The sequence below is a fragment of the Ochrobactrum sp. PL_is501 genome, assembly GCF_055816895.1.
The window spans coordinates 310,339-335,824 of the sequence record NZ_JBVPGR010000038.1 but is presented as its reverse complement, the minus strand read 5'-3'; the positions used below and the strand labels follow the sequence as shown (position 1 = coordinate 335,824).

Genomic DNA, 25,486 nt, shown 5'->3' with positions numbered 1-25,486 from the left:
TACCAAAAAAATACCATTAACCAAGCAGATTTGTCGGCTTGTGAAAAAAATGATTAATATGTTGAAATAATTCGGGAAAAATGACCGTTTTAAATTTTTATGCGCGAAAGTTGTAAACTTCTCTGGACAATTGGTACGTTTTTGGCATTAATTTCAGCAGAAGGGGAGCGCGATGCCGCTGAGGGCGAGGATCACGCGGGTTTGGGATGGAGACAACCGGCGGGGGCCGGTGCTTTTCCCGTAACGCGAGGAATGATCGTACCGAAGTGGTCTGGCGTGCTTTCGCCTCTTTTGCGCATCCGCGCTCAAAAAAACGGGAGAAGGTCAAATGGTTCGTAATACGTTCAAACTCATGCTGCTGGGTTCCACGCTTCTGGCGTCGGGATCGGCTGCGCTGGCCGAGGACGTTACGCTGACGGTTGAAAGCTGGCGTAACGATGACCTGCAAATCTGGCAGGAAAAAATCATTCCGGCTTTTGAAGCCAAGAATCCCGGCATCAAGATCAACTTCGCACCGAGCGCGCCGACCGAATATAACGCGGCCCTCAATGCCAAGCTCGATGCAGGTTCCGGTGGAGACCTCATTTCCTGCCGTCCGTTCGACACCTCGCTTGAGCTGTTCAACAAGGGCAAGCTCGCCGACCTGACTGATCTGGAAGGCATGAAGAACTTCTCCGACGTCGCCAAGTCCGCCTGGACCACCGACGACGGTTCCAAGACCTTCTGCGTACCGATGGCCTCGGTCATTCACGGTTTCATCTACAATCAGGAAGCCTTCGACAAGCTCGGCCTCAAGGCCCCGGCCACGGAAGCCGAATTCTTCGAAGTTCTGGAAAAGATCAAGGCAGACGGCAACTATATCCCGATGGCCATGGGCACGAAGGATATGTGGGAAGCCGCAACCATGGGCTACCAGAATATCGGCCCGACCTACTGGAAGGGCGAGGAAGGCCGCAAGGCGCTGATCGCCGGCAAACAGAAGCTGACCGACGAGCCATGGGTCGAACCGTTCAAGGTTCTTGCCAAGTGGAAGGATTATCTGGGCGACGGTTTCGAGGCGCAGACCTACCCGGACAGCCAGAACCTGTTTACCCTCGGCCGCGCAGCCATCTATCCGGCTGGATCGTGGGAAATCGGCCTGTTCAACACGCAGGCACAGTTCAAGATGGGAGCCTTCCCGCCGCCGGTCAAGAATGCAGGCGACACCTGCTACATCTCCGACCACAACGACATCGGCCTCGGTCTCAACGCTTCGAGCAAGCACGCAGAGCAGGCAAAGGTGTTCCTGAACTGGGTCTCTTCGCCTGAATTCGCGGAAATCTATGCCAATGCGCTGCCGGGCTTCTTCAGCCTGAACTCGACGGCTGTGAAGATGAGCGATCCGCTGGCGCAGGAATTCGTTTCCTGGCGTGAAAAGTGCAAGCCGACCATTCGCTCGACCTACCAGATCCTGTCGCGTGGCACGCCGAACCTTGAGAATGAAACCTGGGTTCAGTCGGCCAACGTCATCAACGGCACCGTGACGCCGGAAGACGCTGCGAAGAAGCTGCAGGAAGGTCTCGACAGCTGGTACAAGCCTGCGAAGTAAAAACGCGGGGCTTTATGGGCGGCGATCGCGGGGGCGCGCCGCCCATATCTTTTCGCCTGGCGCATGGACATGCCGTTTTGCAATCGGTGCAATCCGTGTCAGGTTAAAACATGACGCGAGCATGCAGGGACGGGAGCAAAGTTCCCCGGTTCGTACGCATTCTCGCAATCGAAAGCGCTAACCATCAGTTTATGCATTTCCAGATGTTCGCTTTACGCACTTGCTGGAGATGTTGTTGAAGAGCGAAGTCTATATGAGCCAATCTGCCGACGTGACAGGTATCGTGCACAAGCGCCCGAGGCGTTGGCATATACTTGTATTCCTTCTGCCTTGCGTCCTGATCTACACGGCCGTCATGGTGCTGCCGCTGATCGAGACCTTGCGGCAGGCATTCTTCAATGTCGTCGACGGACAGCGCACTTTCGTGGGGTTTGCGAATTTCCAGGCACTTTTCGGCGATCCGAACTGGTCGCGCGATTTCTGGAATGCGTTGAAAAACAACTTTATATTCTTCTGCATTCACATGCTGGTTCAAAATCCGATCGGCATTCTGCTGGCCGCCATGCTGTCGCTGCCGAAGCTGCGTTTCGCCGCCTTCTACCGCACGGCAATCTTTCTTCCGACGCTGCTGTCCTTCGTGATCGTCGGCTTTATCTGGAAACTGATCCTGTCGCCGATCTGGGGCGTGGCCCCATGGATGATGGATTTGGTGGGCCTGAAATGGCTGTTCGGCCCTTGGCTCGGCAAGGCTGATACGGCGCTTGTCACCGTGTCGCTCGTCTCAGTCTGGCAGTTCGTCGGCATTCCGATGATGCTGATCTACGCGGCCCTTCTCAACATTCCCGATGAAATCATCGAGGCGGCGGAATGCGACGGCATCACTGGCTGGAGCCAGTTCTTCAAGATCAAGCTGCCGCTGATCCTGCCATCCATCGGCCTGATCTCCGTGATGACCTTCGTTGCCAACTTCAACGCGTTCGACCTCGTCTATTCGATGCAGGGCGCGCTGGCAGGGCCGGACAAGTCGACAGATATTCTGGGCACGTTCCTTTATCGCACTTTCTTCGGCTTCCAATTGCAGCTTGGCAATCCGTCGATGGGCGCGACCATCGCCGCCGTGATGTTCCTCATCATTCTGGCAGGCGTGTCGCTCTATCTGTTCGGCATCCAGCGCCGCATGCGCCGCTATCAGTTCTGAGGACGAGACCATGTCGAAAGCACGCACATCGCCCCTTCGCACCACTCTCGTTCATGCGGCTCTGATCTTCTATATGCTGATCGCCGTGTTTCCGGTGGCGCTGACGCTGATCAACTCCTTCAAGGACCGCAATGCGATCTTCCGCACGCCCTTGCAGTTTCCGACCCCGGAAAGCTTCAGCCTCATCGGTTATGAAACGGTTCTGAAGCAGGGCTCGTTTCTGACCTATTTTCAGAACAGCACCATCGTTACCGTGGCCAGCATTTTCTTCGTGATCCTGTTTGGAGCGATGGCAGCCTTCGCGCTCGCCGAATACCGCTTCAAGGGTAACACGCTGATGGGGCTCTATCTGGCCATCGGCATCATGATCCCCATCAGGCTCGGCACGGTTGCGTTGCTGCAAGGCATGGTGGCGGCGGGGCTGGTCAATACGCTGACGGCGCTCATCCTCGTCTATACCGCGCAAGGGCTGCCGCTGGCGATCTTCATCCTGTCGGAATTCATGCGAACCGTATCCGACGATTTGAAGAATGCCGGGCGAATAGACGGCATGTCGGAATATGCGATCTTCTTCAAGCTGGTGCTGCCATTGATCCGGCCTGCCATGGCAACCGTCGCCGTGTTCACCATGATCCCGATCTGGAACGATCTCTGGTTCCCGCTGATCCTGGCGCCAAGTGAAGCCACCAAGACGGTGACGCTTGGTTCGCAGCTTTTCATCGGTCAGTTCGTCACCAACTGGAATGCCGTCCTGTCGGCCCTTTCACTGGCGATGTTCCCGATCCTCATCCTCTATGTTCTCTTCTCGCGGCAGCTGATCCGCGGCATTACCGCGGGGGCTGTAAAATGAGTTCTGCAATGCAAAATCCTGTCCGTGTACTTTCCGCCGGCCTCGGCAATATGGGGCGCAGCCATGCGCTCGCCTATCACCGCAATCCCGGTTTCGAGATCGTCGGCCTCGTCAATCGCACCAAGGTTGCGGTGCCGGACGAACTGGCGGGCTATGAAATCCATCCTTCCTTCCACGAAGCATTGAAGGAACTGAAGCCCGATCTCGCCTGTGTCGCCACCTATTCGGAAAGCCATGCGGATTATGCCATCGCCGCGATGGAGCAGGGCGCGCACGTGTTCGTGGAAAAGCCGCTGGCAACCACGGTTGAAGATGCGCGCCGCGTGATCGACTGCGCGCGCGCCAACGCACGCAAGCTCGTCATCGGCTATATCCTGCGCCATCATCCATCATGGATGCGGCTTATCTCCGAGGCGCGCCAGCTCGGCGGACCTTATGTCTTCCGCATGAACCTCAACCAGCAGTCCAGCGGCGCCACCTGGGAAACGCACAAGAACCTGATGAACACCACGTCGCCCATCGTCGATTGCGGCGTGCATTATGTGGACGTCATGTGCCAGATCACCGACGCAAAGCCTGTGGAAGTGCGCGGCATGGGCCTGCGCCTCTCCGACGAGATCAAGCCGGACATGTATAATTATGGCCATCTGCAAGTGCTGTTCGATGACGGCACGGTCGGCTGGTATGAGGCGGGCTGGGGTCCGATGATGTCCGAGACCGCCTTCTTCGTGAAGGATGTGATTTCGCCGAATGGCTGCGTTTCCATCGTCATGAACGAGGCCGTGACCAAATCCGACGATGTGGACGCGCATACCAAGACCTCGACCATCCGCGTTCACCGTGCCGAGCGTGGGGCCGATGGCAAGTTCCTGAAACCCGATACGGATCTCTCCATGGCGGATGAACCGGGTCATCAGGAACTGTGCGAACGCGAGCAGGCCTATATGCTCAAGGCCATCCGCGAGGATATCGATCTCAACCGCCATATGGATGACGCGCTGCAATCGCTGCGCATCTGCCTTGCGGCGGATGAAAGTGTGCGCACCGGCAAGCCGGTAAAGCTATAAGGGAATTTGATACGTGGGATCGCTGCTACTCAAATCGGTACACAAGCGCTACGGTGCGCAGGAAGTCCTGAAGGATATCAATCTGGAAGTGCGGGACGGGGAGTTCATCATCTTCGTCGGCCCTTCCGGCTGCGGCAAGTCAACACTGCTGCGTTCCATCGCCGGTCTGGAGGACGTTTCCTCCGGTCAGGTACTCATCAATGGCGATGATGTAACCGTCACGCCGCCTTCCAAGCGCGGCATCGCCATGGTGTTCCAGTCCTATGCGCTTTACCCGCATTTGACGGTGAAGGACAATATGGGGCTTGGCCTCAAGCAGGCAGGCACGCCCAAGGCAGAGATTGAAACGCGCGTTTCGAAAGCTTCCGCCATGCTGTCGCTCGATCCATATCTGGGGCGGCGCCCGGCTGAAATGTCGGGCGGCCAGCGCCAGCGCGTCGCCATCGGCCGTGCACTGGTGCGAGAACCGGAACTGTTCCTGTTCGACGAACCGCTGTCGAACCTCGATGCAGCACTTCGTGTTCAGACGCGGCTCGAGATTGCCAAGCTGCATCGCGAACTCAAGGCGACAATGATCTATGTCACGCACGATCAGGTCGAGGCCATGACGCTGGCTGACCGCATCGTGGTTCTTAATGCCGGTCGTATCGAGCAGGTCGGCTCGCCGATGGAGCTCTACAACAAGCCGGACAATCTGTTTGTCGCGGGCTTTATCGGTTCGCCTCAGATGAATTTCGTCGATGGTGCCCGCATCGGCGACGCCGGAGCGAAAACGGTCGGTATCCGGCCCGAGCATATTTCCGTCAGCCGCGACAGCGGCAGATGGAAAGGCAAGGTCATCCATGCCGAACATCTCGGCGCCGATACGATCCTTTACGTGGAAACCGAAGCAGCTGGCCTGATAACGGTGCGGCTGTTCGGCGAACACCACTACAATGAGGACGACGTGATCTTCATCACGCCCGACGACGGCAAGGTGCACCGGTTCGATGCGAACGGCAACGCGATCCGCTGAACCGGTCATTTCATATTGTCTGACAAAGCCGTACCCTCGCAGGTGCGGCTTTTCTTTTTCAGAGAATCGGCACCGTCCCGGGTGTGGAGTTTTTGCCATCCGCCGACGGACAAAACGCCTCATGTCCTCTCTGAGCAAGAAGAGAATACGCTGTAATAGATAGAAACAGTACCATCGAGTACTGACGTTTTCGTCAATCATGAGCAATAATATTGCGGCACACGATAACGAAACTTTCCACTTAAAATCCCATCTAAACCACGGAAATAAGCTTGTTTCGTCCAGTGTATGCTGGGCCGTTGTGAAGCATGGGCGAACCGGTTTCACAAAAGAGTGCCGAAGCAACCGAAAAATAATCTTGCTTTATTTTTGAACCCGTTCCACCCTGAATGCGGATGGTGCCGAAGGAGGAAATCGGCGCCATGTCGCATGGGAGGAGCAAGATCGGCGGAGTGGCAATCACGCGCCGAAAGTGTTTCCGGAGGCTCCGGAACCAGTTTGAAATCCCCCGTTCGACATACCGTAAATTTGCGAGGCCAGTGGCGAGGCCAGTTTCGAGGGTTCCCCGCATGAGCGATGATGTCGTACTATCCCTGCATGTTCCCGAGCCGGAATGGCGTCCGGGTGACGTGCCGGATTTCTCCCATGTCAAAATCCCGCGTGCGGGCAGCGTGCGCAGGCCGGAGATCGATGAAAAGCCGGAAGCGATGCGCGATCTGGCTTTCAGCATCATCCGTGTTCTCAATCGAGAGGGCGAGGCGGTCGGTCCATGGGCGGGAACGCTCACCGATGACGAGCTGAAAGACGGGCTTCGCCACATGATGATCCTGCGCGCTTATGATGCGCGCATGATGATGGCGCAGCGCCAGGGCAAGACCTCGTTCTACATGCAGCATCTGGGCGAGGAGGCGGTAAGTTGCGCTTTCCGTAAGGCGCTCCGCAAGGGCGACATGAATTTCCCGACCTATCGTCAGGCCGGTCTGCTTATTGCTGACGACTATCCGCTCGTCACCATGATGAACCAGATTTTCTCCAACGAACAGGATCCGTTGAAAGGCCGCCAGCTCCCGGTGATGTATTCGTCGCAGGAGCATGGCTTCTTCACCATTTCCGGCAATCTGGCGACGCAATATACGCAGGCCGTCGGCTGGGCTATGGCGTCGGCCATCAGCCACGATACGAAGATCGCCGCCGCATGGATCGGCGACGGCTCCACAGCCGAAAGCGATTTCCATGCGGCCTTGGTTTTTGCCTCGACCTACAAGGCCCCGGTGGTGATGAACATCGTCAACAACCAGTGGGCCATTTCCACCTTTCAGGGCATTGCGCGCGGCGGTTCCGGCACGTTTGCTGCACGCGGCCATGGCTTCGGCATTCCCGCGCTCCGCGTTGACGGCAATGATTATCTGGCCGTTCATGCGGTTGCCAAATGGGCAGTGGAACGCGCGCGCCGCAATCTCGGGCCGACCATTATCGAATATGTGACCTATCGCGCTGGCGGGCATTCCACCTCGGACGATCCTTCCGCCTATCGCCCCAAGGCCGAAAGCGATGCATGGCCGCTTGGCGATCCGATCCTGCGGCTGAAAAATCATCTTATCAAGCGCGGCGTCTGGTCGGATGAGCGTCACAAGCAGGCAGAGGCCGAAGTGATGGACCTTGTGGTGGCTGCACAGCGCGAGGCGGAAGCCATTGGCACGCTGCATGACGGCCGCAAGCCATCCATGCGCGACATGTTCGAGGATGTCTATGCTGAAACGCCGCCGCATCTTATCCGCCAGCGCCAGGAAGCGGGGTTTTAATTCATGACGAGAATGACAATGATCGAGGCGATCCAGAACGCCCACGATATCGCCATGGAGCGCGACAAAAACGTCGTCGTGTTCGGCGAGGATGTGGGCTATTTCGGCGGCGTTTTCCGCTGCACGGCTGGCCTCCAGAAGAAATACGGCAAGGAGCGCTGCTTCGACGCGCCGATCAGCGAGCTTGGCATTGTCGGCACTGCCATCGGCATGGCCGCCTATGGCCTTCGCCCCTGCATCGAAGTGCAGTTCGCTGACTATGTCTATCCGGCCTATGACCAGATCGTCTCGGAAGCGGCACGCCTGCGCTATCGCTCTGCGGGCGAGTTCACCTGTCCTATCGTCATCCGCATGCCTTCCGGCGGCGGCATCTATGGCGGACAGACGCACAGTCAAAGCCCAGAGGCCTTGTTCACCCACGTATCGGGGCTGAAAACCGTCATGCCGTCCACGCCTGCCGACGCAAAGGGGCTTTTGCTTGCAGCGATCGAAGACCCGGACCCGGTCATCATGTTCGAGCCCAAGCGCCTTTATAATGGGCCTTTCGACGGGCATCATGACCGCCCGGTAACATCGTGGAAAAAGCATGATCTCGGCGATGTGCCGGAAGGCTATTACACCGTGCCGCTCGGCAAGGCTGCTATTCGCCGCGAAGGCAGCGATGTGACGGTGCTCGCCTATGGCACGATGGTTCATGTGGCGCTTGCAGCCGCCGAGGAAACCGGCGTCGACGCTGAAGTGATTGATCTCCGCACGTTGCTTCCGCTCGATACCGAGACCATCATGGCGTCGGTGAAAAAGACCGGGCGCTGCGTGATCGTGCACGAAGCGACGTTGACCTGCGGCTATGGCGCGGAACTTGCCGCTCTCGTGCAGCGCGATTGTTTCTATCATCTGGAGGCGCCGATCATCCGCGTCACCGGATGGGATACGCCTTATCCGCATGCGCAGGAGTGGGCCTATTTCCCCGGCCCGGACCGGGTGGGCCGCGCGCTTACATCGATCATGGAAGCTTGAGGGGGCGACGCAAATGGCACATTTTACGATCAAGCTCCCTGATGTTGGTGAAGGCGTTGCCGAGGCCGAACTTGTCGAATGGCATGTGAAGGTTGGCGATATCGTGCGCGAGGACGATCTTCTCGCAGCCGTCATGACCGACAAGGCGACGGTGGAAATTCCGTCGTCGCGCGGCGGCAAGGTCATCGCCATCAATGGCGAGGTGGGCGAGAAGATCGCGGTCGGGTCCGAACTGGTACGGCTGGAGATCGAGGGTGGTTCCTCAGAGGAAAAGGCTGAGGAAAAACCGGCTCCGGCGGCAGCGGAAGCGGCGAAGCCGCAACCCGTGCCGACGCCTGAAACACCTGTTCTATTGCAGACGCCGGTTCCTCCGAAAGCAGCCGCACCGAAGCGCGAAGCCGCAAGCCGCGCTTTCTCCGGCGCGGGTCCGATACGCAGCGAAGGCGAAAAACCGCTTGCGACGCCTTCTGTCCGGCTGCGCGCCCGCGATGCGGGTGTCGATCTGCGCCGCGTTCGCGGCACGGGACCGGCGGGGCGCATCACGCATGATGATCTCGACCTCTATTTCCAGCAGGAAACCGGCGCGGCTCCAGCTCTGTCCGGCTACGCGGCTGACACTTCGGTGAATGAGATCAAGGTCATCGGCCTTCGCCGCAAGATTGCCGAACGCATGGCGGAAGCCAAGCGCCATATTCCGCATATCACCATCGTCGAAGAAGTCGATGTCACGCAATTGGAGGAACTGCGCAGCCACCTCAACAATGAGAAGAAGGAAGGCCGTCAGCGCTTGACGCTTCTACCATTCATCATTCGCGCAATCGTGAAAGCCGTGAAAGAACAGCCCGGCCTCAATGCGCATTTCGATGACGAAGCCGATATTATCCGCCAGTTCGGCGGCGTGCATGTCGGTATCGCCACGCAGACACCCAACGGCCTGATCGTGCCGGTGGTGCGCCATGCGGAAAGCATGAGCGTGTTTGCCGCGGCTTCCGAATTGTCGCGCGTTACCGATGCGGCGCGCAACGGCACGGCCAAGCGGGAGGAACTGACCGGTTCCACTATCACCATCACGTCGCTTGGACCTCTTGGCGCAATCGCCACGACGCCGATCATCAATCGCCCGGAAGTCGCGATTGTCGGCATCAACAAGATGGCCGTGCGCCCCATGTGGGACGGAGCGCAGTTCGTGCCGCGCAAGATGATGAACCTGTCGTGCAGTTTCGATCATCGCGTGATCGACGGCTGGGATGCGGCGGTTTTCGTGCAGAAGCTGAAAAGCCTTCTGGAAGCGCCTGCGATGATTTTTGTAGAAGGCTGATCGAATGAGCGAGATTTCCTGCAAACTCCTGATCATCGGCGGCGGCCCCGGCGGTTATGTCTGCGGCATCCGGGCAGGCCAGCTTGGCATCGACACGGTGCTGGTGGAAAAGACGCGGCTTGGCGGCACCTGCCTCAATGTGGGCTGCATCCCGTCCAAGGCGCTTATCCATGCAGCCGACGAGTTCCATCGGCTTTCCGTCTTTGCATCCAAGGGCGCGCTCGGCATCACGGCTGAAAACCCGGCAATCGATTTCGCCAAAACGCTTGAATGGAAGGACGGCATCGTCAACCGTCTCAACAGCGGCGTGGCTGGTCTCCTGAAACGGTCGCGTGTGCGCATGTTCCATGGACAGGCACGTTTTCTCGACGGGAAGACCGTTCTCGTTGAAACCGATACGGGCCGCCAGACCATCCATGCAGAAAACATCGTGATCGCGACCGGCTCGGTTCCGGTGGAAATTCAGGCGCTGCCTTTCGGCGGGAAGGTGATTTCATCGACCGAAGCGCTGTCGCTGGAAAAAATACCGGAAAAGCTCGCCATCGTTGGCGGCGGCTATATCGGGCTTGAGATCGGCACGGCCCTTGCCAAGCTTGGCGCGAAGGTTACCGTGGTTGAGGCCACCGACCGCATCCTGCCGCAATATGATGCGGAACTGACGCGTCCGGTCATGGCACGCCTGAAGGCGCTCGGCGTCGAAGTCCTGACCGGCACTTCGGCCAAGGGACTTTCAAAGGGTGAGACCGGGCTTGAAGTCCTGACTGTCGACGGAACCACGAAAACCATCGAGGCTGACAAGATCCTCGTTACCGTAGGCCGCAAGCCGCAGACTGATGGCTGGGGCTTGAGCGAAATCCGGCTGGATATGGACGGGCGTTTCATTCGGATTGATGAGCGTTGCCGCACTTCGATGCGGGGCGTCTACGCCATCGGTGACGTGACCGGCGAGCCGATGCTTGCGCATCGTGCGATGGCACAGGGCGAGATGGTAGCGGAAATCATCGCCGGTGGAAATCAGGTCTGGGACAAGCGCTGCATTCCTGCCGTCTGCTTCACCGATCCAGAGATCGTCACCGTCGGGCTGTCACCGGACGAAGCTCGCAAGGCCGGTCATGAAATTCAGGTCGGCGTCTTCCCGTTTCAGGCCAATGGCCGGGCCATGACCATCGAGCGCGAAGACGGCATGATCCGCGTCGTTGCGCGTGCCGATAACCACCTTATCCTCGGCATTCAGGCGGTCGGCGTCGGCATATCGGAGCTTTCATCCTCCTTCGCGCAAGCCGTGGAGATGGGCGCAAGACTGGAAGATATCGCCGCTACGATCCACGCGCATCCGACATTGAGCGAAGGCTTTGCCGAAGCCAGCATGAAGGCGCTCGGCCACGCCCTCCATATTTGACTTTATGATTTGCGCTCGTGCCGCCAGAAGAAAATGGCGGCACCGGCAACCATGGCAGCAAGCGCGAACCATGTGACGGCATAGGAAAGATGGCTGTTGCGGAATTTCACGACCGTCAGCCCTCCGATGGGCAGCGTGCCAGTGCCGGATTTTGCATCGGCATCGATGAAATAGGGCGCAACCTGATCCAGATTTAGCTTCTGTGCAAAGGCAGCGACATCGCGTGAGTTCCAGTCATTGCGCGCCGGATCGTTGGGGCGCAGGAAAAATCCGCCCGGTTCCGGCATGCGCAACAGTCCGGTTACGGTCGTTTCTCCGGCAATCTGCGTTTCCCGGCGCGATGACGGATCGCGCTTGTCGCCTGGGACGAAGCCGCGATTGATGAAGGTCAGCGCACCATCGGATGAGCGCATCGGCGTCAGAATCCAATAGCCCGCGCCGCGTTCGGTCAGTGCATGGACCAGAACTTCCTTGTCGTTCAGATAGGTGCCGGTCAGCGTGACGTGACGGTACTCGTCATCCTTCTGGTTGACATTGGCCCAGTCATCCCGCCCGGGCGCGGCGACCGGCTCGGCATGAACCCGCGCATCGACCCTCTCGATAAGATCGAGCTTCCATTGCAGGCGTTCCACCTGCCAGATGCCGAGCCCCATGAAGATGAGGAAGAACAGCGCTCCCAACACCGAAATCAGGCCGAGGAAGAAACGCGAGGAAGTTTTCTGGACCGCTTGTTCATTTTTGGGGGAGGGCATCATCCTGTCCTTCGATCACGGCAGCCAACAGAGCCTGATAGAGAAAGTGGCCTTCTATAGCAAAAATGCAATGGCGATAAAGGGCGGAACCACAAAAGAACGTGATCGCTGAACTTGTCATCTGCGAGCCGGATTTCCCATAGTGGCGGAAAGAGAATCGAACCATTTCTGAGAAGTAGCTGAAGATGACGGATTGCATCGTTGTGGGTGCCGGTATGGTGGGCGTCGGAGCGGCACTCGTCTTGCAGGAAAGAGGCTGGTCCGTACTTCTCGTCGACCGGAAAGTTCCGGGAACGGAAACGAGCTATGGCAATGCTGGAATTATCCAGACCGAAGCCGTTAGCCCCTATGCTTTGCCGCGCGCGCCGTTGGAACTGCTGAAGGCTGCATTGGGCGCCAATAATCAGGTCGCATGGCGGCTTCGCGACATGCCCGGCCAAATCGGCCCGTTGTGGCGCTACTGGCATAATTCGGAGGCCGGACGTCACCGCACGGCATCGCAGTTCTATGCACGCATGATCCGGCGCGCCACCGACGATCATGCGCCGCTGATTGAAGCGTCAGGCGCGGAGAATCTTATCAGGCGGACCGGACTGCGCGAACTGCATCGTTCTGCCCGATCGTTCGAGCTTTCCGCACGTGACGCGGAATTGAAAAAGCGGGAATTCGGCGTCGCCAGCGTCATTGAGGATAGCAAGGCGATCGGTGCCGCCGAACCGAGCTTGAAGACCGGATTGGCTGGAGCCATTCACTGGACCGACCCCTGGTCTTGTTCCGATCCCGGCGCGCTTGTCCAAGCCTATGCCGACCTGTTCGTCAAGCGCGGCGGTATTCTCGTGCATGGCGATGCGCACAGCCTGCGGCAGGATGGCTCCGGCTGGCAGCTCGATACGGCGGATGGTCCCCATGCCGCACGTCAGGTCGTGCTCGCGCTCGGTCCGTGGAGCCCGGAAATCCTTCGCAGTTTCGGATATAAAATTCCTCTGGTTATCAAGCGCGGATACCATCAGCATTTTTCCGGTACGGGACCGAAGGTGCCTGTTCTCGATGTGAGCAATTCGACCGTCGCAACACCGATGCGTGCGGGTTTGCGCATCCTGACCGGGGCTGAGTTGACGCCACTGGGCAGCGTGGCGCGGCATGAGCAATTGAGCAGGTCTATCAAGGCGATAGCCGAGCTTTTCGACATAGGCGCACCTGTGGAACAGACGCCATGGTTCGGCAGCCGTCCATGCATGCCGCGTATGCTGCCTGTCGTGGCGGAAGCGCCGCGGCACAAGGGCTTATGGCTGAATTTCGGGCATGGGCATCAGGGATTCACGCTTGGGCCAACGACGGGACGGATTCTGGCGGAGCGTATGAGCGGGGAAACAAAGGATGTGGAACTCTACAGCGCGCTTGATCTTCCTCGCTGAGTATCCAGGCGTTTAAAATTACAGCGCCTGCCGCATTCGAGGCGAATGCGCGGCGCTAGAAAATATCTCGGTATATCGTTTCGCTATCAGGCAAGTTTATGGATCTTGCGTCTGCGGTGCGAATAACCGCCTTTCGACAGGCGCAATACGTTGCAAACCTGTGTCTTGTCTTCCGAAGGTTTAGGCATCTGTTCGTGAATGCGCCGCAGAATCTGCTGCGTAACTGTGCGTTCCTTATCGCTCGCTGCTGGACCGATAATAATGCTTTTCATCGATCATTCTCCCTATATTCTGGGCGCGAGGCAGTTTTCGAGCTGCCTCGACCGATTATCAAGAATGTACGAATGAACTAAGTATTAACCAATTTTTACATCTTGACAAGCGCATCTGCGCAACAGTTCGCAACCCATTGCAAAGCATGAAGAAAAGCCGAATCGCGTGCGCGATCCGGCTTCATTTCCCAGCAATTCTCAACGGTCAGTCGCGGTTGCCCGTCAGGATTTCGCGTTTTCCCACATGGTTGGCCGGACCAACCAGTCCATCCTTTTCCATCCGCTCGACGAGGGAAGCGGCGCGGTTATAGCCGATACCGAGGCGGCGCTGGATATAGGAGGTGGAGCACTTCTTGTCGCGCATCACCACCTTGACGGCCTGCTCATAGACGTCGTCGCCATCTTCCGAGCCCATCGAGGTTGCGTCGAACACAGCCGCTTCTGGCGTTGCGTCTTCTTCTTCCTCGTCTTCCGTGACGGTTGCCAGGTAGTCCGGGCGTCCCTGTTCCTTCAGGTGGTTGACCACCTTTTCCACTTCCTCGTCGGAAACGAACGGACCATGTACACGGACGATGCGTCCGCCGCCTGCCATATGCAGCATGTCGCCCTGACCGAGAAGCTGCTCGGCACCCATTTCACCGAGGATCGTACGGCTGTCGATTTTTGACGTGACCTGGAAGGAGATACGGGTCGGGAAGTTTGCCTTGATCGTACCGGTAATAACGTCGACCGACGGACGCTGCGTTGCCATGATGAGGTGAATACCGGCGGCGCGAGCCATCTGGGCAAGACGCTGGACGGCGCCTTCGATGTCCTTGCCCGCAACCATCATCAGATCGGCCATCTCGTCGATGATGACCACGATGTAAGGCATCGGCGTCAGGTCGAGTTCTTCCTGAATATAGGTAGCCTCACCCGTTTCCTTGTCGAAGCCGGACTGCACCGTGCACATCACGGTTTCGCCCTTGCCCTTGGCGGACGCGGCGCGGGCGTTGAAGCCCTCGATATTGCGCACGCCGAGGCGAGCCATCTTGCGATAGCGCTCTTCCATTTCGCGCACGGCCCATTTCAGGGCAACGACGGCCTTCTTCGGGTCGGTAACAACCGGGGTGAGCAGATGCGGAATACCGTCATAGATGGACAGTTCCAGCATCTTCGGATCGACCATGATCAGGCGGCATTCTTCCGGCTTGAAGCGGTAGAGCAGCGACAGGATCATCGTGTTGATGGCAACCGACTTGCCTGAACCGGTGGTGCCAGCCACCAGAAGGTGAGGCATCTTCGCCAGTTCCGCGATGATCGGTTCGCCGCCGATCCCCTTGCCGAGGCAAAGCGGCAGACGATAGTTCGACGCCTCGAACGTGCGGCTGTCGATCATTTCGCGCAAGTAGACGGTTTCGCGGTTGGCGTTCGGCAGTTCGATGCCGATGACATTGCGGCCCGGAACTACGGCAACGCGAGCGGAAAGCGCCGACATGGAGCGAGCGATATCGTCGGCAAGGCCGATGACGCGCGAGGATTTCACGCCGGGCGCAGGTTCAAACTCATAGAGCGTGACGACAGGGCCGGGACGGACATGGATGATCTCGCCGCGCACGCCGAAATCCTCCAGCACGCTTTCGAGAAGTCCGGCGCTGCGCTCCAGCATTTCCTGCGTGATGACATTTCCGTCCTGTTCGGGCGGCATCTGCAACAGGTCACGCGGGGGGAACTCATATGCGCCGTGCATTATAGGCGCTTCCGCACGGGGGAGGGGCTGCGGCTGGTAAAGCGCAATCGAAGGCGCGGCTTTGGCAACAGGCGCGGGCGCTTCAATGACTGGCTCGGGAATTTCCACTTCCTCGACCACATGCTCTTCCGCCTCGGCAACGGTCAGCACGATTTCATCTTCGGTGGCTTCGCCGGCAATTTCGGGCGCAATTTCCGGCTCGGTCGCAACAGGTAGTGGCGCAGGCGCTTCAACCTCTGCCACAGCAACGGGCTGCGGTGCGGCCACTTCAACAGGAGCAGGGGCAACCGGCGTTTCCGCGACGGGCTGAACGGGCGCGGCAGCAACCGGCTCAGGCTGCTTGTTCCATTCGCGAATGCGGAACTGCGCCAGAATGGATTCAACCGTTGGCAGGGGCTTGCGCGGTTCTGCCGGTACAGCCGAGACGAGGGGCTCCGCAGGGACAAGCGCGGTATCGACGCCGCAGCCTTCCCAGAAAGCGAAGTCGGAAAGATAGGTGAACGCTGACGGCTGCTCTGGATTTGCAGGTTTGGCTACAACGGCAACCGTTTCCGGGGCGGTTGCGACAGGCGGGGTGACGACAGCAACGGGAGCCGCAGGCATTGCGGGAGGAACAGGCGCCACCGGCGAACGAACCATGCTCTCCGATACGGTTTTCTGGAGTTCGGCAACGGCCATGGGCTGTTCTTCGGCAACCTTTTCAACGCTGATCGCTGGCTGCGCTTCAGTTGCATGGGCTTGCGAGCGCTCATTGATGCTCGGCAGTTCCTCACCGCGACGACGCATAAGCTCGACTTCCGGCGTGCGGGTAAAGCGAACATTCTCACCGAGCGAAAAATGGATTTTCCAGGCATCATCGCTGGCAGGATTGGGGCTTCCCGTCTGGCCGCGAGGCTGCTTCGGGTCCTGAGCGTTCTCTGCACGATTTCCTGTCGATGGGGGGAAATTTTCTCTCAAATTACGCATGATACCTGAACCATAGATACTGTCGCCTGAATGAGCCCAAGTAATAAAAAATGAAGGTTAACAACCCCCTTCCGAAAACACCCCAAAAGACAGAAATTTCTTGCAACCAGATCGCGCCCACTGAAGGCGGATCGTGATCCATATTACCATCGGTTGCAGCGTAAAAACAAACAATAACAGCTTGTTAAAGAAGTTTCTTACATTGATTTATTCGAATGGAAACAATTACAGGTAGCGGTGTGGCCTGTTAATTTTGCTATTCGGGGCATCCCGAAGGTAAATGCCGGTTCACGCGGAGTAGACTCACCCGTCAGTCCCGGGCGAGCGCCACCACGGGGTCGAGTTTGGAGGCATTGCGGGCCGGAATAAAGCCGAAACCGATGCCGATCAGGCTTGAACAGACAAGCGCCACCACGATGGAAGCCGGTGAATAGATGAGCTGGAACATTGAATTGAACTGAGCGAACAGCACGCCGAATCCGGCAGCGATGAGCACGCCGAGAACGCCGCCAATCAAACAGACCAGAATCGCTTCGATCAGGAATTGCTGCAGAATGTCGCTCTGGCGTGCACCGATTGCCATGCGGACGCCGATCTCGTTGATTCTTTCGGAAACAGCCACGAGCATGATGTTCATCACGCCAATGCCGCCGACGAAAAGCGATATGCCTGCAATGCTGGAGACGAGAAGGGCAAGCATCGCGGTCGTGGCCTCAATCGTCTTCTGCAAGCTATCGGTGTTGAATATGGAGAAATCCTTTTCGCCGTGTCTCTTGGTCAAAAAGGCGGTAATCAGCTTCTCAGCTTCCGCAGGGTCCATTGTGTCCGCGACCCGCACGAGGATCATCTGTAATGAGCGGGAGCCGGTCATGCGTGTCTGCATCGTCGTATAAGGAACGAAGACTTCAAGAGTCTGTGCGCCTCCCGGTCCTCGCTCCTCCGCCTTGACCACGCCGACGATCCGCACCGGCATCTTATTCAGAAGAATGATCTTGCCGATGATGGAACCCGCCTCATGGGGAAAGAGGGTCGTCCGTGCAGTGTCGTCCACCACAGCCACCTGTGCCAGATCATCGACGTTGCGTTTATCGAAAAAGCGGCCCTCAAGCAGCTTGCTGTTGCGCGTGACGAAATATTCCGCACCAACACCGCTCACCGAAACACTGACTTCCTTGTCATCGACCCGGATTGTCGAACTTTTGGAATCGGATGGAGTCGCCGCCATGACATAAGGCAGTTTCGCAATCTCGGTGGCGTCGCCCAGGTTCAGCGTCGTGATCTGTGCAGCTTTCAGGTCGCCAAAGCCCCTGCCGGGGCTGATATAGAGCGTATTGGTGCCAAGATCGCTGATCTGTTCAAGTATCTGCTTTTGCGAACCTTGTCCCAGCGCCACCACGCAGACAACCGATGCCGTGCCGATGATAATGCCAAGCATCGTCAGAAAAGTGCGGAGCCGATGCGCATTCATGGAGCGGAGCGCCATCGCGAAAGCCTCGTTGAAGCGGTCGCGTATCCCGGCGATAAGCCTCGGCCGGGCAGGGGGCTGCTTGACCGGCACGGACGTCGCTGGCCGCCCGGCCTCGCCGTTTCTCGTATCCGATATGATTTCACCGTCGCGGATTTCGATGATGCGCTGCGCCCTTGCGGCGACCTGCCGATCATGGGTGACAATGACGATGGTGCGCCCTTCGCGGTTGAGTTCCTGAAGGATGCCGAGAACTTCCTCGCCGCTGTGGCTGTCGAGAGCACCGGTCGGTTCGTCTGCCAGAATGACATCTGCATCGTTGATGAGAGCACGAGCGATGGAGACGCGCTGCTGCTGGCCGCCGGAGAGTTGGCTCGGGCGATGATGGGGGCGCTCCCCCATGCCGAGCCGCTGCAGGATCATTTGAGCCTTCAGGCGCCGTTGTTCTTTTTTCTGGCCCGCATAAATGGCCGGGATCTCGACATTGCCCACGGCATCCAGCTCGCCGAGCAGGTGATAGCGCTGGAAGATGAATCCGAAATGCTCGCGCCGCAGCTGGGCCAGTTCATCCGCTTCAAGGTCCGATGTTGCGCGCCCGGAAATCAGATACTCGCCCTCCGACGGACGGTCGAGACAGCCGAGAATGTTCATCAGCGTGGATTTGCCCGAACCGGACGCACCGATGATCGCCACCATCTCGCCGCGCTCGATGGTCAGGTTCACATGGTTCAGAACCGTGGTGAAATCATCTCCCGACGGATAATGCCGGGAAACGTCCTTGAGCGAGATCAGCGGGGCGTCACTCATGTCAGACACCAGCCGGGGCAGCCGGTGAAGCCTGATTGTCGGTTACGACCTTGTCCCCCTCGTTCAGGCCCGAACGGATTTCAATATTGACCTTGTCAGTAATTCCGGTTTCGACAGTGCGGTCTTCGATCCTGTGTTCGCCAGTGACGACACGAACCTGTGCCTTGCCGGGTTCACCTGTTTCCTTCAGAGCCGTCACAGGCACGATCAATACGTTCGTTGCCTTTGCCAGCACAACATGAACCTCCGCTGTCATGTAGGTCCTGAGCAGGCCATCCGGATTGGGAACGGTGAAAATACCCTTGTAATAAATGGCCGAAGCGGTCGCCGTGCTGGAAGAACTCACCGACGTCGCCGTGAAGCTCTTGTCGCTGACGACGGAATCCGGAGCCGGCTCGATTTTTTCCAGCTTCGCCTCGTAGCGCCTCTGGTTTTGTCCGGATATGGTGAAATAAAGCGGCATTCCCTCGCGAACCTGGGTAATGTCGGCTTCCGAAATGTCCGCCTCGACCGTCATCGCGTCGAGTTGGCCGAGGATGGCAATCGTCGGCGCACTTTGCTGCGCATTGACGGTCTGGCCTTCCTGCGCCACCGTGGCGAGGATCGTTCCATCGATCGGCGCGGTGATGCGCGTATAGGCCAGATTGGTCTCGGCGATCCGGACTTCGACCTTTGCCGCGGCGATTGCAGCTTCGCTGTTGGCGACCTGTGCTTCCTTCGACTTCACGGCGCTGGCCGCCTTGTCGTAGTCCGCTCGCGCGACAGCGTTCTTGCCGATCATCATCTGGTTTCGCGCCAGATCCAGTCTGGCTAGTTCCAGATCGGCGAGATACTGGGCTCGCGTGGCCTCATTCTGGCGAAGCGAAGCTTCGGCCTTGTTCAGTTCGTTCTGCTGGTTGGTCGAGTCAATCAGGGCAACGACCTCGCCCGCCTTGATCTGCTGGCCGGGTTTCACCTTCAGGGAGAGAATGCGGCCGGTTGCCTGCGCGCCGATGGCCACCAGATTTTTCGGCCGCAACGTGCCCGTGGCAAGAACCGAACTTTCGATGTCGCCGCGCTTGATCAGGGTCGTGGCGGGCAGGGGTTCCTCTTTGGTCAGGAAACGAAAGACGAAGTACCCTGCGATCAGCAATGCGATAAGGACGGCCAGCCACAGGCGCCAGCGAAAACGGCGTTTCGATGTGGGTTTCATAGTGGCCTCTTATCGGTTGTCAGCGGAGGAAGCGGCCTAGCCTTGACGATGCGCGGACCTGTATGGCCGTCGACCACCTCGGGCTTCGCAACATCGATGCTGCCATTCCAGCCGCCGCCCAATGCTTTTTGCAGGGCGACATAATTCAGGACGAGATCGGTTCGGGCCTGATTGAGATTGGTTTCCGCGCTCAGAAGATCGCGCTGTGCGGTCAATACATCCACAAAGCTCTTTGTGCCCGCACGGTATTGCTCAAGCGTGAGTTCGTTGATCTTGCGGCTGTTGCTGACAATTTTCTGCAACTGGGCCGCCCGCAGCCGGTTCTGGTTGAGCGAAACGCTCGCGTTCTCGACTTCGCTGAGCGCTGTCAGAATGGACTTGCGATAAGCAATAAATGACTGGTCGCGCGCGGCTCGCGCCGCCTCGACATCGGCTTTCAGCTGACCGCCCTGAAAGATCGGGACACTCAGGCTTGGGCCGAAGGCCCAGCTGATCGTCGACAGCTTGCCAAGATCACCGAAATTGGCGCCGCCCGTATTGATGTTGCCGGTGAGCGAAACATTTGGATAGAGCAGGGCCTGTTTCTGGCCTACGCTGGCGGTGGAACTTGCATAATCGCGTTCCGCTGCGCGCACATCCGGACGGCTCAGCAGCAAATCGGCGGGCAGGCCAGCGCTAACCTTGCGCGGGATCGCCGGGACCGGAGCCGACTTGTCCAGAACGCCAGCCAGTGCCGAAGACGACCGGCCCGTCAGGACGGCCAACTGGTTGAGATATTGGGCGTAGCTGATCCGCAGCCCCGGTATCTGCGATTCCGTTGTCGCGGCCTGTGTCTCCGCGCTCAACAGATCGACCTGGGAAATGTTTCCGGCTTCCAGCTGGCTGCGCGTCAGCGCCACGGTCTGCCGCTGGGATGCGGCGTTGCGCTGCGCGATGGCAATACTGGCCTGCACGCCGCGCAAATTGGCATAGTTGGTTGCAATATCGCCGATCAATGTGACGAGCGCCGCTCGCAACTGTTCGTTCGCGGATTCAACATTGTAATAGGCGGCTTCCACACCACGCTTGTTGCCGCCGAAAAGATCAAGCTCCCATGTGGTATTGAAGCCCATGCTCGATTGATTGGAGGCAAGCGTGTTGCCACTGTCGGAGCGCGTGTATTTGCCGCTTCCGTCCAGTTTTGGATAAAGCACGCCTCCGGCAGAGGTGAAGTTGGCGCGGGCTTGCCGCACCTTCGCCTTCGCGGTCGCCACATCCGGGCTGCCAGCGATCCCATCCGTAATCAGTTGATCCAGAACCGGGTCTTTCAGGTTCTTCCACCAGTCGCCCAGCTGCGGGGCGCGGCTGTCAGCCCTGCTGTTCCATCCGGCAGGCGTCAGCACAGTCGGCTTCTGATAATCGGGACCAACGGTGACGCATGCCGCCAGCAACGGGAGGATGCTTCCTAGTACAGTCAGGCGAACAAGTGATATCGTCAAAAAGCTGGTCCTGAAATTTCCGAGCTGTCATCGATTCAGCATATGACTGCTTCGAAAACGAAGCGCCCTTATACCTGCAACGGTTGTGCCTAGGCAGTCCAAGGTAGTGGGAGCGTGCCATGGGTCGCGCCGAGTCGCGGTTTGCGGGCATAATGCCATCCTTCTTTCCCGATCATCAGCGAATGATCGAAGTCAAATGTGGCAATGCACAGAAAATATCAGGAACGTGTCTAGAGCCTGTCAGCGTTCACTGCGGCAAAAAATTTTCCACTTGTCAGAATGCCGCTTCAGGCGCGTTCCAGCCAGTCGGCCAACGAGCGGCGGTTTGCAGCGCGCCCGCGCATTGGTTCGGCCATGCACATGGAGTTGAGAACGGCTTCCTGCGTGGCCTCAGTCGCTGCGCGGAAAAGCGTGTCTATGCGATTTTCATTCAGAACCGCGATCCCGACCACATCACGTTCTTCGTCATGATCGAACGTCACCGCCGTCGAGAAGCCGATAGCAATATCGCCGCTGCCATGGCCCCAGAACGCCCCAAGACGCGCCAGTCCCGCGCCGCAGCGGCGTGTTACGCGCTTCAACTGACGATGCTCCATCGGAACATCGGTGGCCAGCACCAGAATGACCGAGCCTTTTTCGGGTTGGTCGTCTGCTTTTGGCGAAGGCCTGCGCCCGTCTGGAAGAACCAGATCGCCCGCCCGCCCGAAATTGGTCAGCGCCAGAACGCCGAGGTGATGGGTTTTGCCATCCAGTTCGAACTGGCGCGAGGATGTGCCGATGCCGCCCTTGAAGCCGAAACAGCTCATGCCGGTGCCCGCACCGACATTGCCTTCGCCCACGGTTGCTCCGGCGATCTTCAAGGCTTCCTGCGCGTCGGCTTCCGTGACGGCCATGGCCTGAATATCGTTGAGCGGGCCGTCATTGCATTCCAGAACCACCGGATTGACGGTGGCCGTCGTGCGCCCGATATCGGGGTTGCCCGCAATCGCATCGCGGATCAGCGCATTGGCGCAGGTTCCAACGCCGAACGTATTGGTGAGCAGGATCGGCGTTTCCAGCGTTCCCAGTTCCTCAACCTGCACAAGACCGGTGCTTTTGCCAAAACCATTGATGACACCGCAGGCGGCCAGCACCTTGCGGCGATACATGTTGCCGTCATGCGGGATGATCGCCGTCACGCCGGTATTGATGTCGCCGTGGCGCAAGGTGCGGTGCCCCACGCGCACGCCCGGCACATCGGTTATGGCGTTTTGTTCGCCCGGCTGCATGATGCCGCAGATGATGCCGTAGTCGCGTGCCTTGCCTGTCATGGTCATTCCCGGTCAGAAGTTGGGGGCGGGGCGTCAGAGACGCCCGGCCTCGATAATGCGTTTGAGGAAAGCCTGCGTGCGCTCGCCTTGCGGATTGCCGAAAATCTGCGATGGCGGGCCTTCTTCATAGACCTTGCCGTTTTGCAGGAAACAGACCTTGTCCGCAACCTCGCGGGCAAAACCCATTTCATGCGTGGCAAGAACCATGGTCATGCCCTTTTTGGCGAGGTCGCGCACGATGTCGAGCACTTCCGAAACCAGTTCGGGATCAAGCGCCGAGGTGATCTCGTCAAGCAAAAGCAGCGTCGGGTCCATCAGAAGTGCGCGCACGATGGCGACACGCTGCTGCTGTCCGCCGGACAGGCGGTCAGGATATTCCTTCGCCTTGTGGTCAAGCCCGATGCGCGCGAGCAGCGCCAGGCCTTTTTCCTCGGCTTCCTTCACGGGCATGCCCAGCACCTTTGTCGGCCCCAGCGTGACATTTTCCATCACCGTCATATGCGGAAACAGATTATATCCCTGAAACACGATGCCGATCTCGCGACGCAATATGTCGAGGTCCACCCCCGGTCCGGTGACGCGGTCTCCATGCAGGCGGATTTCGCCTTCGTCGATGGTTTCAAGCCGGTTGATGCAGCGCAGCAATGTGGACTTGCCGCAGCCGGAAGGCCCGATCAGGCAAACGACCTGATGTTCCTCGATGTTCAGGCTGATGCCGGACAGAACTTCCAGCGCGCCATAGCGCTTATACGCCTTGTCGATTTCTACGAGTGCCATTGTCCGTCCCCTTACATGCTCGAGCGCATTTTTCTGCGATCCCGTTCGATCAGGCGATCGACGAAGCGGGCCTGCGGAATGGTGATGACGATGAACAGGATGGCGACGGTGGTGACAGCCGACAGGTTGAAGTAGTTCGCGGCGATGATCTTCGACTGGTTGAAGGCATCGATGGTGCCGATGATGGCGACGAGGGCGGTGTCCTTCTGCAAGCTGATGCAATTGTTCATCAGCGGCGGAATGATGCCGCGCACGGCCAGCGGCACAACCACATAGCGCATGGTGCGCGCATAGGAGAGGCCGAGCGAGCGCGCGGCCGCAATCTGGCTTGGATGCACGCTTTCAATGCCCGCGCGATAGACTTCGGACGTATAGGCGCCATAGGTCAGCGTCAGCGCGATAATGGCATAGGCGTTGGAGGACAGGTCCTTCAGGATCGGCAGGCCGGTCAGCGGCAGGCCGAAACCGATGAGATAGATGGTGATGATGGCTGGAAGCCCGCGAAACAGATCGCTGTAGAGCGTCGCAAGCACGCGGATCGGCTTGCCAGCCTTGCCCGGCAGAGTGCGCGCAATGGCGATGACGAGCGCCCAGACGAGGATCAGGATGGCAGATACAAAGAATATGAAGATATTCGTGCCGAAGGCTTTCAGCACCGTGCCCGCCGATTTGACGATCAGGCTGATGTCGAAGAAGGTTCGGCTGACGGCTGCGTCATTGACGATCATGAACCATGCGCCGGCGCAGATAATGAGAACGGCAACGGCGTAGGAAATCACCTGCCAGGAGAGATCGGAGGCTTTTGCGCCGAGCTCGCGCCCACGGTAAATGTCCGCGCTTTTCCCGGAGTCGCCTGAAATCTGCAAGGCGCGCCAGGCAAACCACAGAACGGCGAGCGGTGCCAGCAGCAGCGCCGCGCCAATCGCCACGACGGGCAGTTCGGGCCAGCCCTGCGAGATCGTATAGGCCGAAACGCTATAGACTGTCTGGCCCGCAGCCAGAAGGGTGAGGAAGGAAAAGACGAAAGCGAACAGGGAACGACCGCCATGGGTGCGAACCTTGTTTCGGACACGCCATTGCCGCGCGCGTTCCGCGCTTGCATCCGGTGCCGGATAAGACATGGTTTATTCTCACTGAAACAGATGGGGAAACGGTCGGTCCGGATCGCAACCGGCACTGCGGTTGCGATCCGAAAACCGTCAGATCAAGGCTTCCAGAGCGGAACGTCGGAAGGCGACGTACCCCACGAAGGAAGCAGATAGGCGGCTTCAAGCTTCTTCAGCGTGCCGTCCTTTTCCATGTCCTCGATCAGCTGATCGATGACCTTCTTGTTTTCCGAACCCTTCGGATAGATGCCTGCGGTCTGACCGCCGGACTCATACTTGCCGACAACCGCCAGCTTTCCGTTGGAATTCTGCACCTGTCCCAGAATGATCGAGAGATCGGTCATCACCGCGTCAACCTTGCCTGCGGCAAGGGCGGTGAACATGGAAGCCGTATCGTCGAACACATCGAGGCTTGCAACCTTCAGCGTGTCCTGCGCGAACGGAACCAGCGTCGTACCGGCCTGGGTTCCGACTTTCCCGGTCTTCATGTCTGCTTCCGCAACCGGCTTGTCGGCACGGGCGGCGACGCCGTAATCGGAATTCATGTAAGGAGCGGAAAAATCGACGACCTTCTTGCGCGGTTCCGTAACCGAGATCAGCGCGAGCGCGATGTCGTAATCCTTGTTCTGACCGGCAACGATGGAATCGAACGAGGCATTGACCAGCTTTACCTTGTCGAGGCCCAGACGATGCGCAATGTTGACCGCCATGCAGAACTCGTAGCCGTCCTTGATGGTATCCGGCGTATCGCCGTTGAACTGGCCAAGGGCAGGCAGGTTGATGATGACGGTGAACTGGCCTTCAACGGCTGGATTGATCTTGGCCGAGCCTTTTTCGCCGGTCAGCGGGCAATCGCCATAACCTTCAGTGGCTGCCGATGCGGCTCCCGCACCTGCCAGCGCTGCCGCGCTGGCAAAAAGTGCACCATAGGCTGTCTGTTTCAGTAGTCTTTTTATTGTCATT

The 25,486-nt window shown here is 58.5% G+C and carries 19 protein-coding genes and 2 pseudogenes; 10 read left to right on the top strand and 11 right to left on the bottom strand.

The annotated features are described in order from the left end of the window. Positions 1-328: 328 nt before the first annotated feature. From AC0TOF_RS18760 to lpdA, 9 genes are all read left to right on the top strand, one after another. Positions 329-1,588 (top strand): ABC transporter substrate-binding protein, encoded by a 1,260-nt coding sequence (locus tag AC0TOF_RS18760; protein ID WP_473769361.1) that lies wholly within the window; start codon positions 329-331, stop codon positions 1,586-1,588. Positions 1,589-1,841: 253 nt separating this feature from the next. Then, positions 1,842-2,786, top strand: coding sequence for a carbohydrate ABC transporter permease (locus AC0TOF_RS18755; RefSeq protein WP_122002366.1), 945 nt, complete (start codon positions 1,842-1,844; stop codon positions 2,784-2,786). 10 nt (positions 2,787-2,796) lie between these two features. Then, complete coding sequence (locus AC0TOF_RS18750) at positions 2,797-3,636, top strand: carbohydrate ABC transporter permease (RefSeq protein ID WP_121981531.1); 840 nt, start codon at positions 2,797-2,799, stop codon at positions 3,634-3,636. Then, entirely contained in the window at positions 3,633-4,703 is a 1,071-nt protein-coding gene (locus AC0TOF_RS18745) for a Gfo/Idh/MocA family protein (RefSeq protein ID WP_473769360.1), read from the top strand. The genes AC0TOF_RS18750 and AC0TOF_RS18745 overlap by 4 nt, the downstream gene beginning before the upstream one ends. Before the next feature lie 13 nt (positions 4,704-4,716). Continuing rightward, positions 4,717-5,718, top strand: coding sequence for an ABC transporter ATP-binding protein (locus AC0TOF_RS18740; RefSeq protein WP_473769359.1), 1,002 nt, complete (start codon positions 4,717-4,719; stop codon positions 5,716-5,718). A 569-nt stretch (positions 5,719-6,287) separates the two neighbouring features. Next, positions 6,288-7,520, top strand: a complete 1,233-nt coding sequence (locus tag AC0TOF_RS18735) for a thiamine pyrophosphate-dependent enzyme (protein ID WP_473769358.1) — start codon at positions 6,288-6,290, stop codon at positions 7,518-7,520. Between the two features lie 3 nt (positions 7,521-7,523). Then, positions 7,524-8,537 carry an alpha-ketoacid dehydrogenase subunit beta gene (locus tag AC0TOF_RS18730; protein WP_122002370.1) on the top strand — a complete coding sequence of 338 codons (1,014 nt, stop codon included), beginning with the start codon at positions 7,524-7,526 and terminating at the stop codon, positions 8,535-8,537. A gap of 13 nt (positions 8,538-8,550) precedes the next feature. Beyond that, positions 8,551-9,855 carry a dihydrolipoamide acetyltransferase family protein gene (locus tag AC0TOF_RS18725; RefSeq protein WP_473769357.1) on the top strand — a complete coding sequence of 435 codons (1,305 nt, stop codon included), beginning with the start codon at positions 8,551-8,553 and terminating at the stop codon, positions 9,853-9,855. 4 nt (positions 9,856-9,859) lie between these two features. Continuing rightward, complete coding sequence (lpdA, locus tag AC0TOF_RS18720; protein WP_473769356.1) at positions 9,860-11,254, top strand: dihydrolipoyl dehydrogenase; 1,395 nt, start codon at positions 9,860-9,862, stop codon at positions 11,252-11,254. A 2-nt stretch (positions 11,255-11,256) separates the two neighbouring features. On the opposite strand, the gene AC0TOF_RS18715 is transcribed toward lpdA, so the two are convergent. Further along, a complete protein-coding gene (locus AC0TOF_RS18715) occupies positions 11,257-12,009 on the bottom strand; it encodes an SURF1 family protein (RefSeq protein WP_473769355.1) in 753 nt (250 codons plus the stop codon). A 182-nt stretch (positions 12,010-12,191) separates the two neighbouring features. Here AC0TOF_RS18715 and AC0TOF_RS18710 point away from each other — a divergent pair, with 182 nt between their 5' ends. Beyond that, complete coding sequence (locus AC0TOF_RS18710) at positions 12,192-13,421, top strand: NAD(P)/FAD-dependent oxidoreductase (protein ID WP_473769354.1); 1,230 nt, start codon at positions 12,192-12,194, stop codon at positions 13,419-13,421. An 86-nt stretch (positions 13,422-13,507) separates the two neighbouring features. Here AC0TOF_RS18710 and AC0TOF_RS18705 read toward each other — a convergent pair whose 3' ends face one another. The 10 genes and pseudogenes from AC0TOF_RS18705 to AC0TOF_RS18660 form a co-directional block, all read right to left on the bottom strand. Continuing rightward, on the bottom strand, positions 13,508-13,693 hold the full coding sequence (locus tag AC0TOF_RS18705) for a hypothetical protein (RefSeq protein ID WP_006468822.1): 186 nt from the start codon (positions 13,691-13,693) through the stop codon (positions 13,508-13,510). Positions 13,694-13,898: 205 nt separating this feature from the next. Beyond that, positions 13,899-15,926: pseudogene (locus AC0TOF_RS18700) on the bottom strand (DNA translocase FtsK); the annotation flags it as partial. Between the two features lie 74 nt (positions 15,927-16,000). Further along, positions 16,001-16,388, bottom strand: a pseudogene (locus AC0TOF_RS18695) (DNA translocase FtsK); the annotation flags it as partial. A gap of 310 nt (positions 16,389-16,698) precedes the next feature. Beyond that, positions 16,699-18,660, bottom strand: coding sequence for a MacB family efflux pump subunit (locus AC0TOF_RS18690; protein WP_473769353.1), 1,962 nt, complete (start codon positions 18,658-18,660; stop codon positions 16,699-16,701). A 1-nt stretch (position 18,661) separates the two neighbouring features. Continuing rightward, positions 18,662-19,852: an efflux RND transporter periplasmic adaptor subunit gene (locus tag AC0TOF_RS18685; RefSeq protein ID WP_122002377.1), complete on the bottom strand. Its 1,191-nt coding sequence runs from the start codon at positions 19,850-19,852 to the stop codon at positions 18,662-18,664. Next, positions 19,849-21,330 carry an efflux transporter outer membrane subunit gene (locus tag AC0TOF_RS18680; RefSeq protein ID WP_473769352.1) on the bottom strand — a complete coding sequence of 494 codons (1,482 nt, stop codon included), beginning with the start codon at positions 21,328-21,330 and terminating at the stop codon, positions 19,849-19,851. Before AC0TOF_RS18680 ends, AC0TOF_RS18685 begins: the two co-directional genes overlap by 4 nt. A 287-nt stretch (positions 21,331-21,617) precedes the next feature. Next, positions 21,618-22,640 carry a DmpA family aminopeptidase gene (locus tag AC0TOF_RS18675; RefSeq protein WP_473769351.1) on the bottom strand — a complete coding sequence of 341 codons (1,023 nt, stop codon included), beginning with the start codon at positions 22,638-22,640 and terminating at the stop codon, positions 21,618-21,620. Positions 22,641-22,673: 33 nt separating this feature from the next. Continuing rightward, the gene (locus AC0TOF_RS18670; RefSeq protein WP_121981516.1) at positions 22,674-23,417 is read right to left on the bottom strand and encodes an amino acid ABC transporter ATP-binding protein; all 744 of its coding nucleotides are present in this window, start codon (positions 23,415-23,417) and stop codon (positions 22,674-22,676) included. A gap of 11 nt (positions 23,418-23,428) precedes the next feature. Then, positions 23,429-24,538 carry an amino acid ABC transporter permease gene (locus AC0TOF_RS18665; RefSeq protein ID WP_473769350.1) on the bottom strand — a complete coding sequence of 370 codons (1,110 nt, stop codon included), beginning with the start codon at positions 24,536-24,538 and terminating at the stop codon, positions 23,429-23,431. A gap of 83 nt (positions 24,539-24,621) precedes the next feature. Then, positions 24,622-25,485, bottom strand: coding sequence for an ABC transporter substrate-binding protein (locus tag AC0TOF_RS18660; protein WP_473769349.1), 864 nt, complete (start codon positions 25,483-25,485; stop codon positions 24,622-24,624). Between the last annotated feature and the right edge of the window lies 1 nt (position 25,486).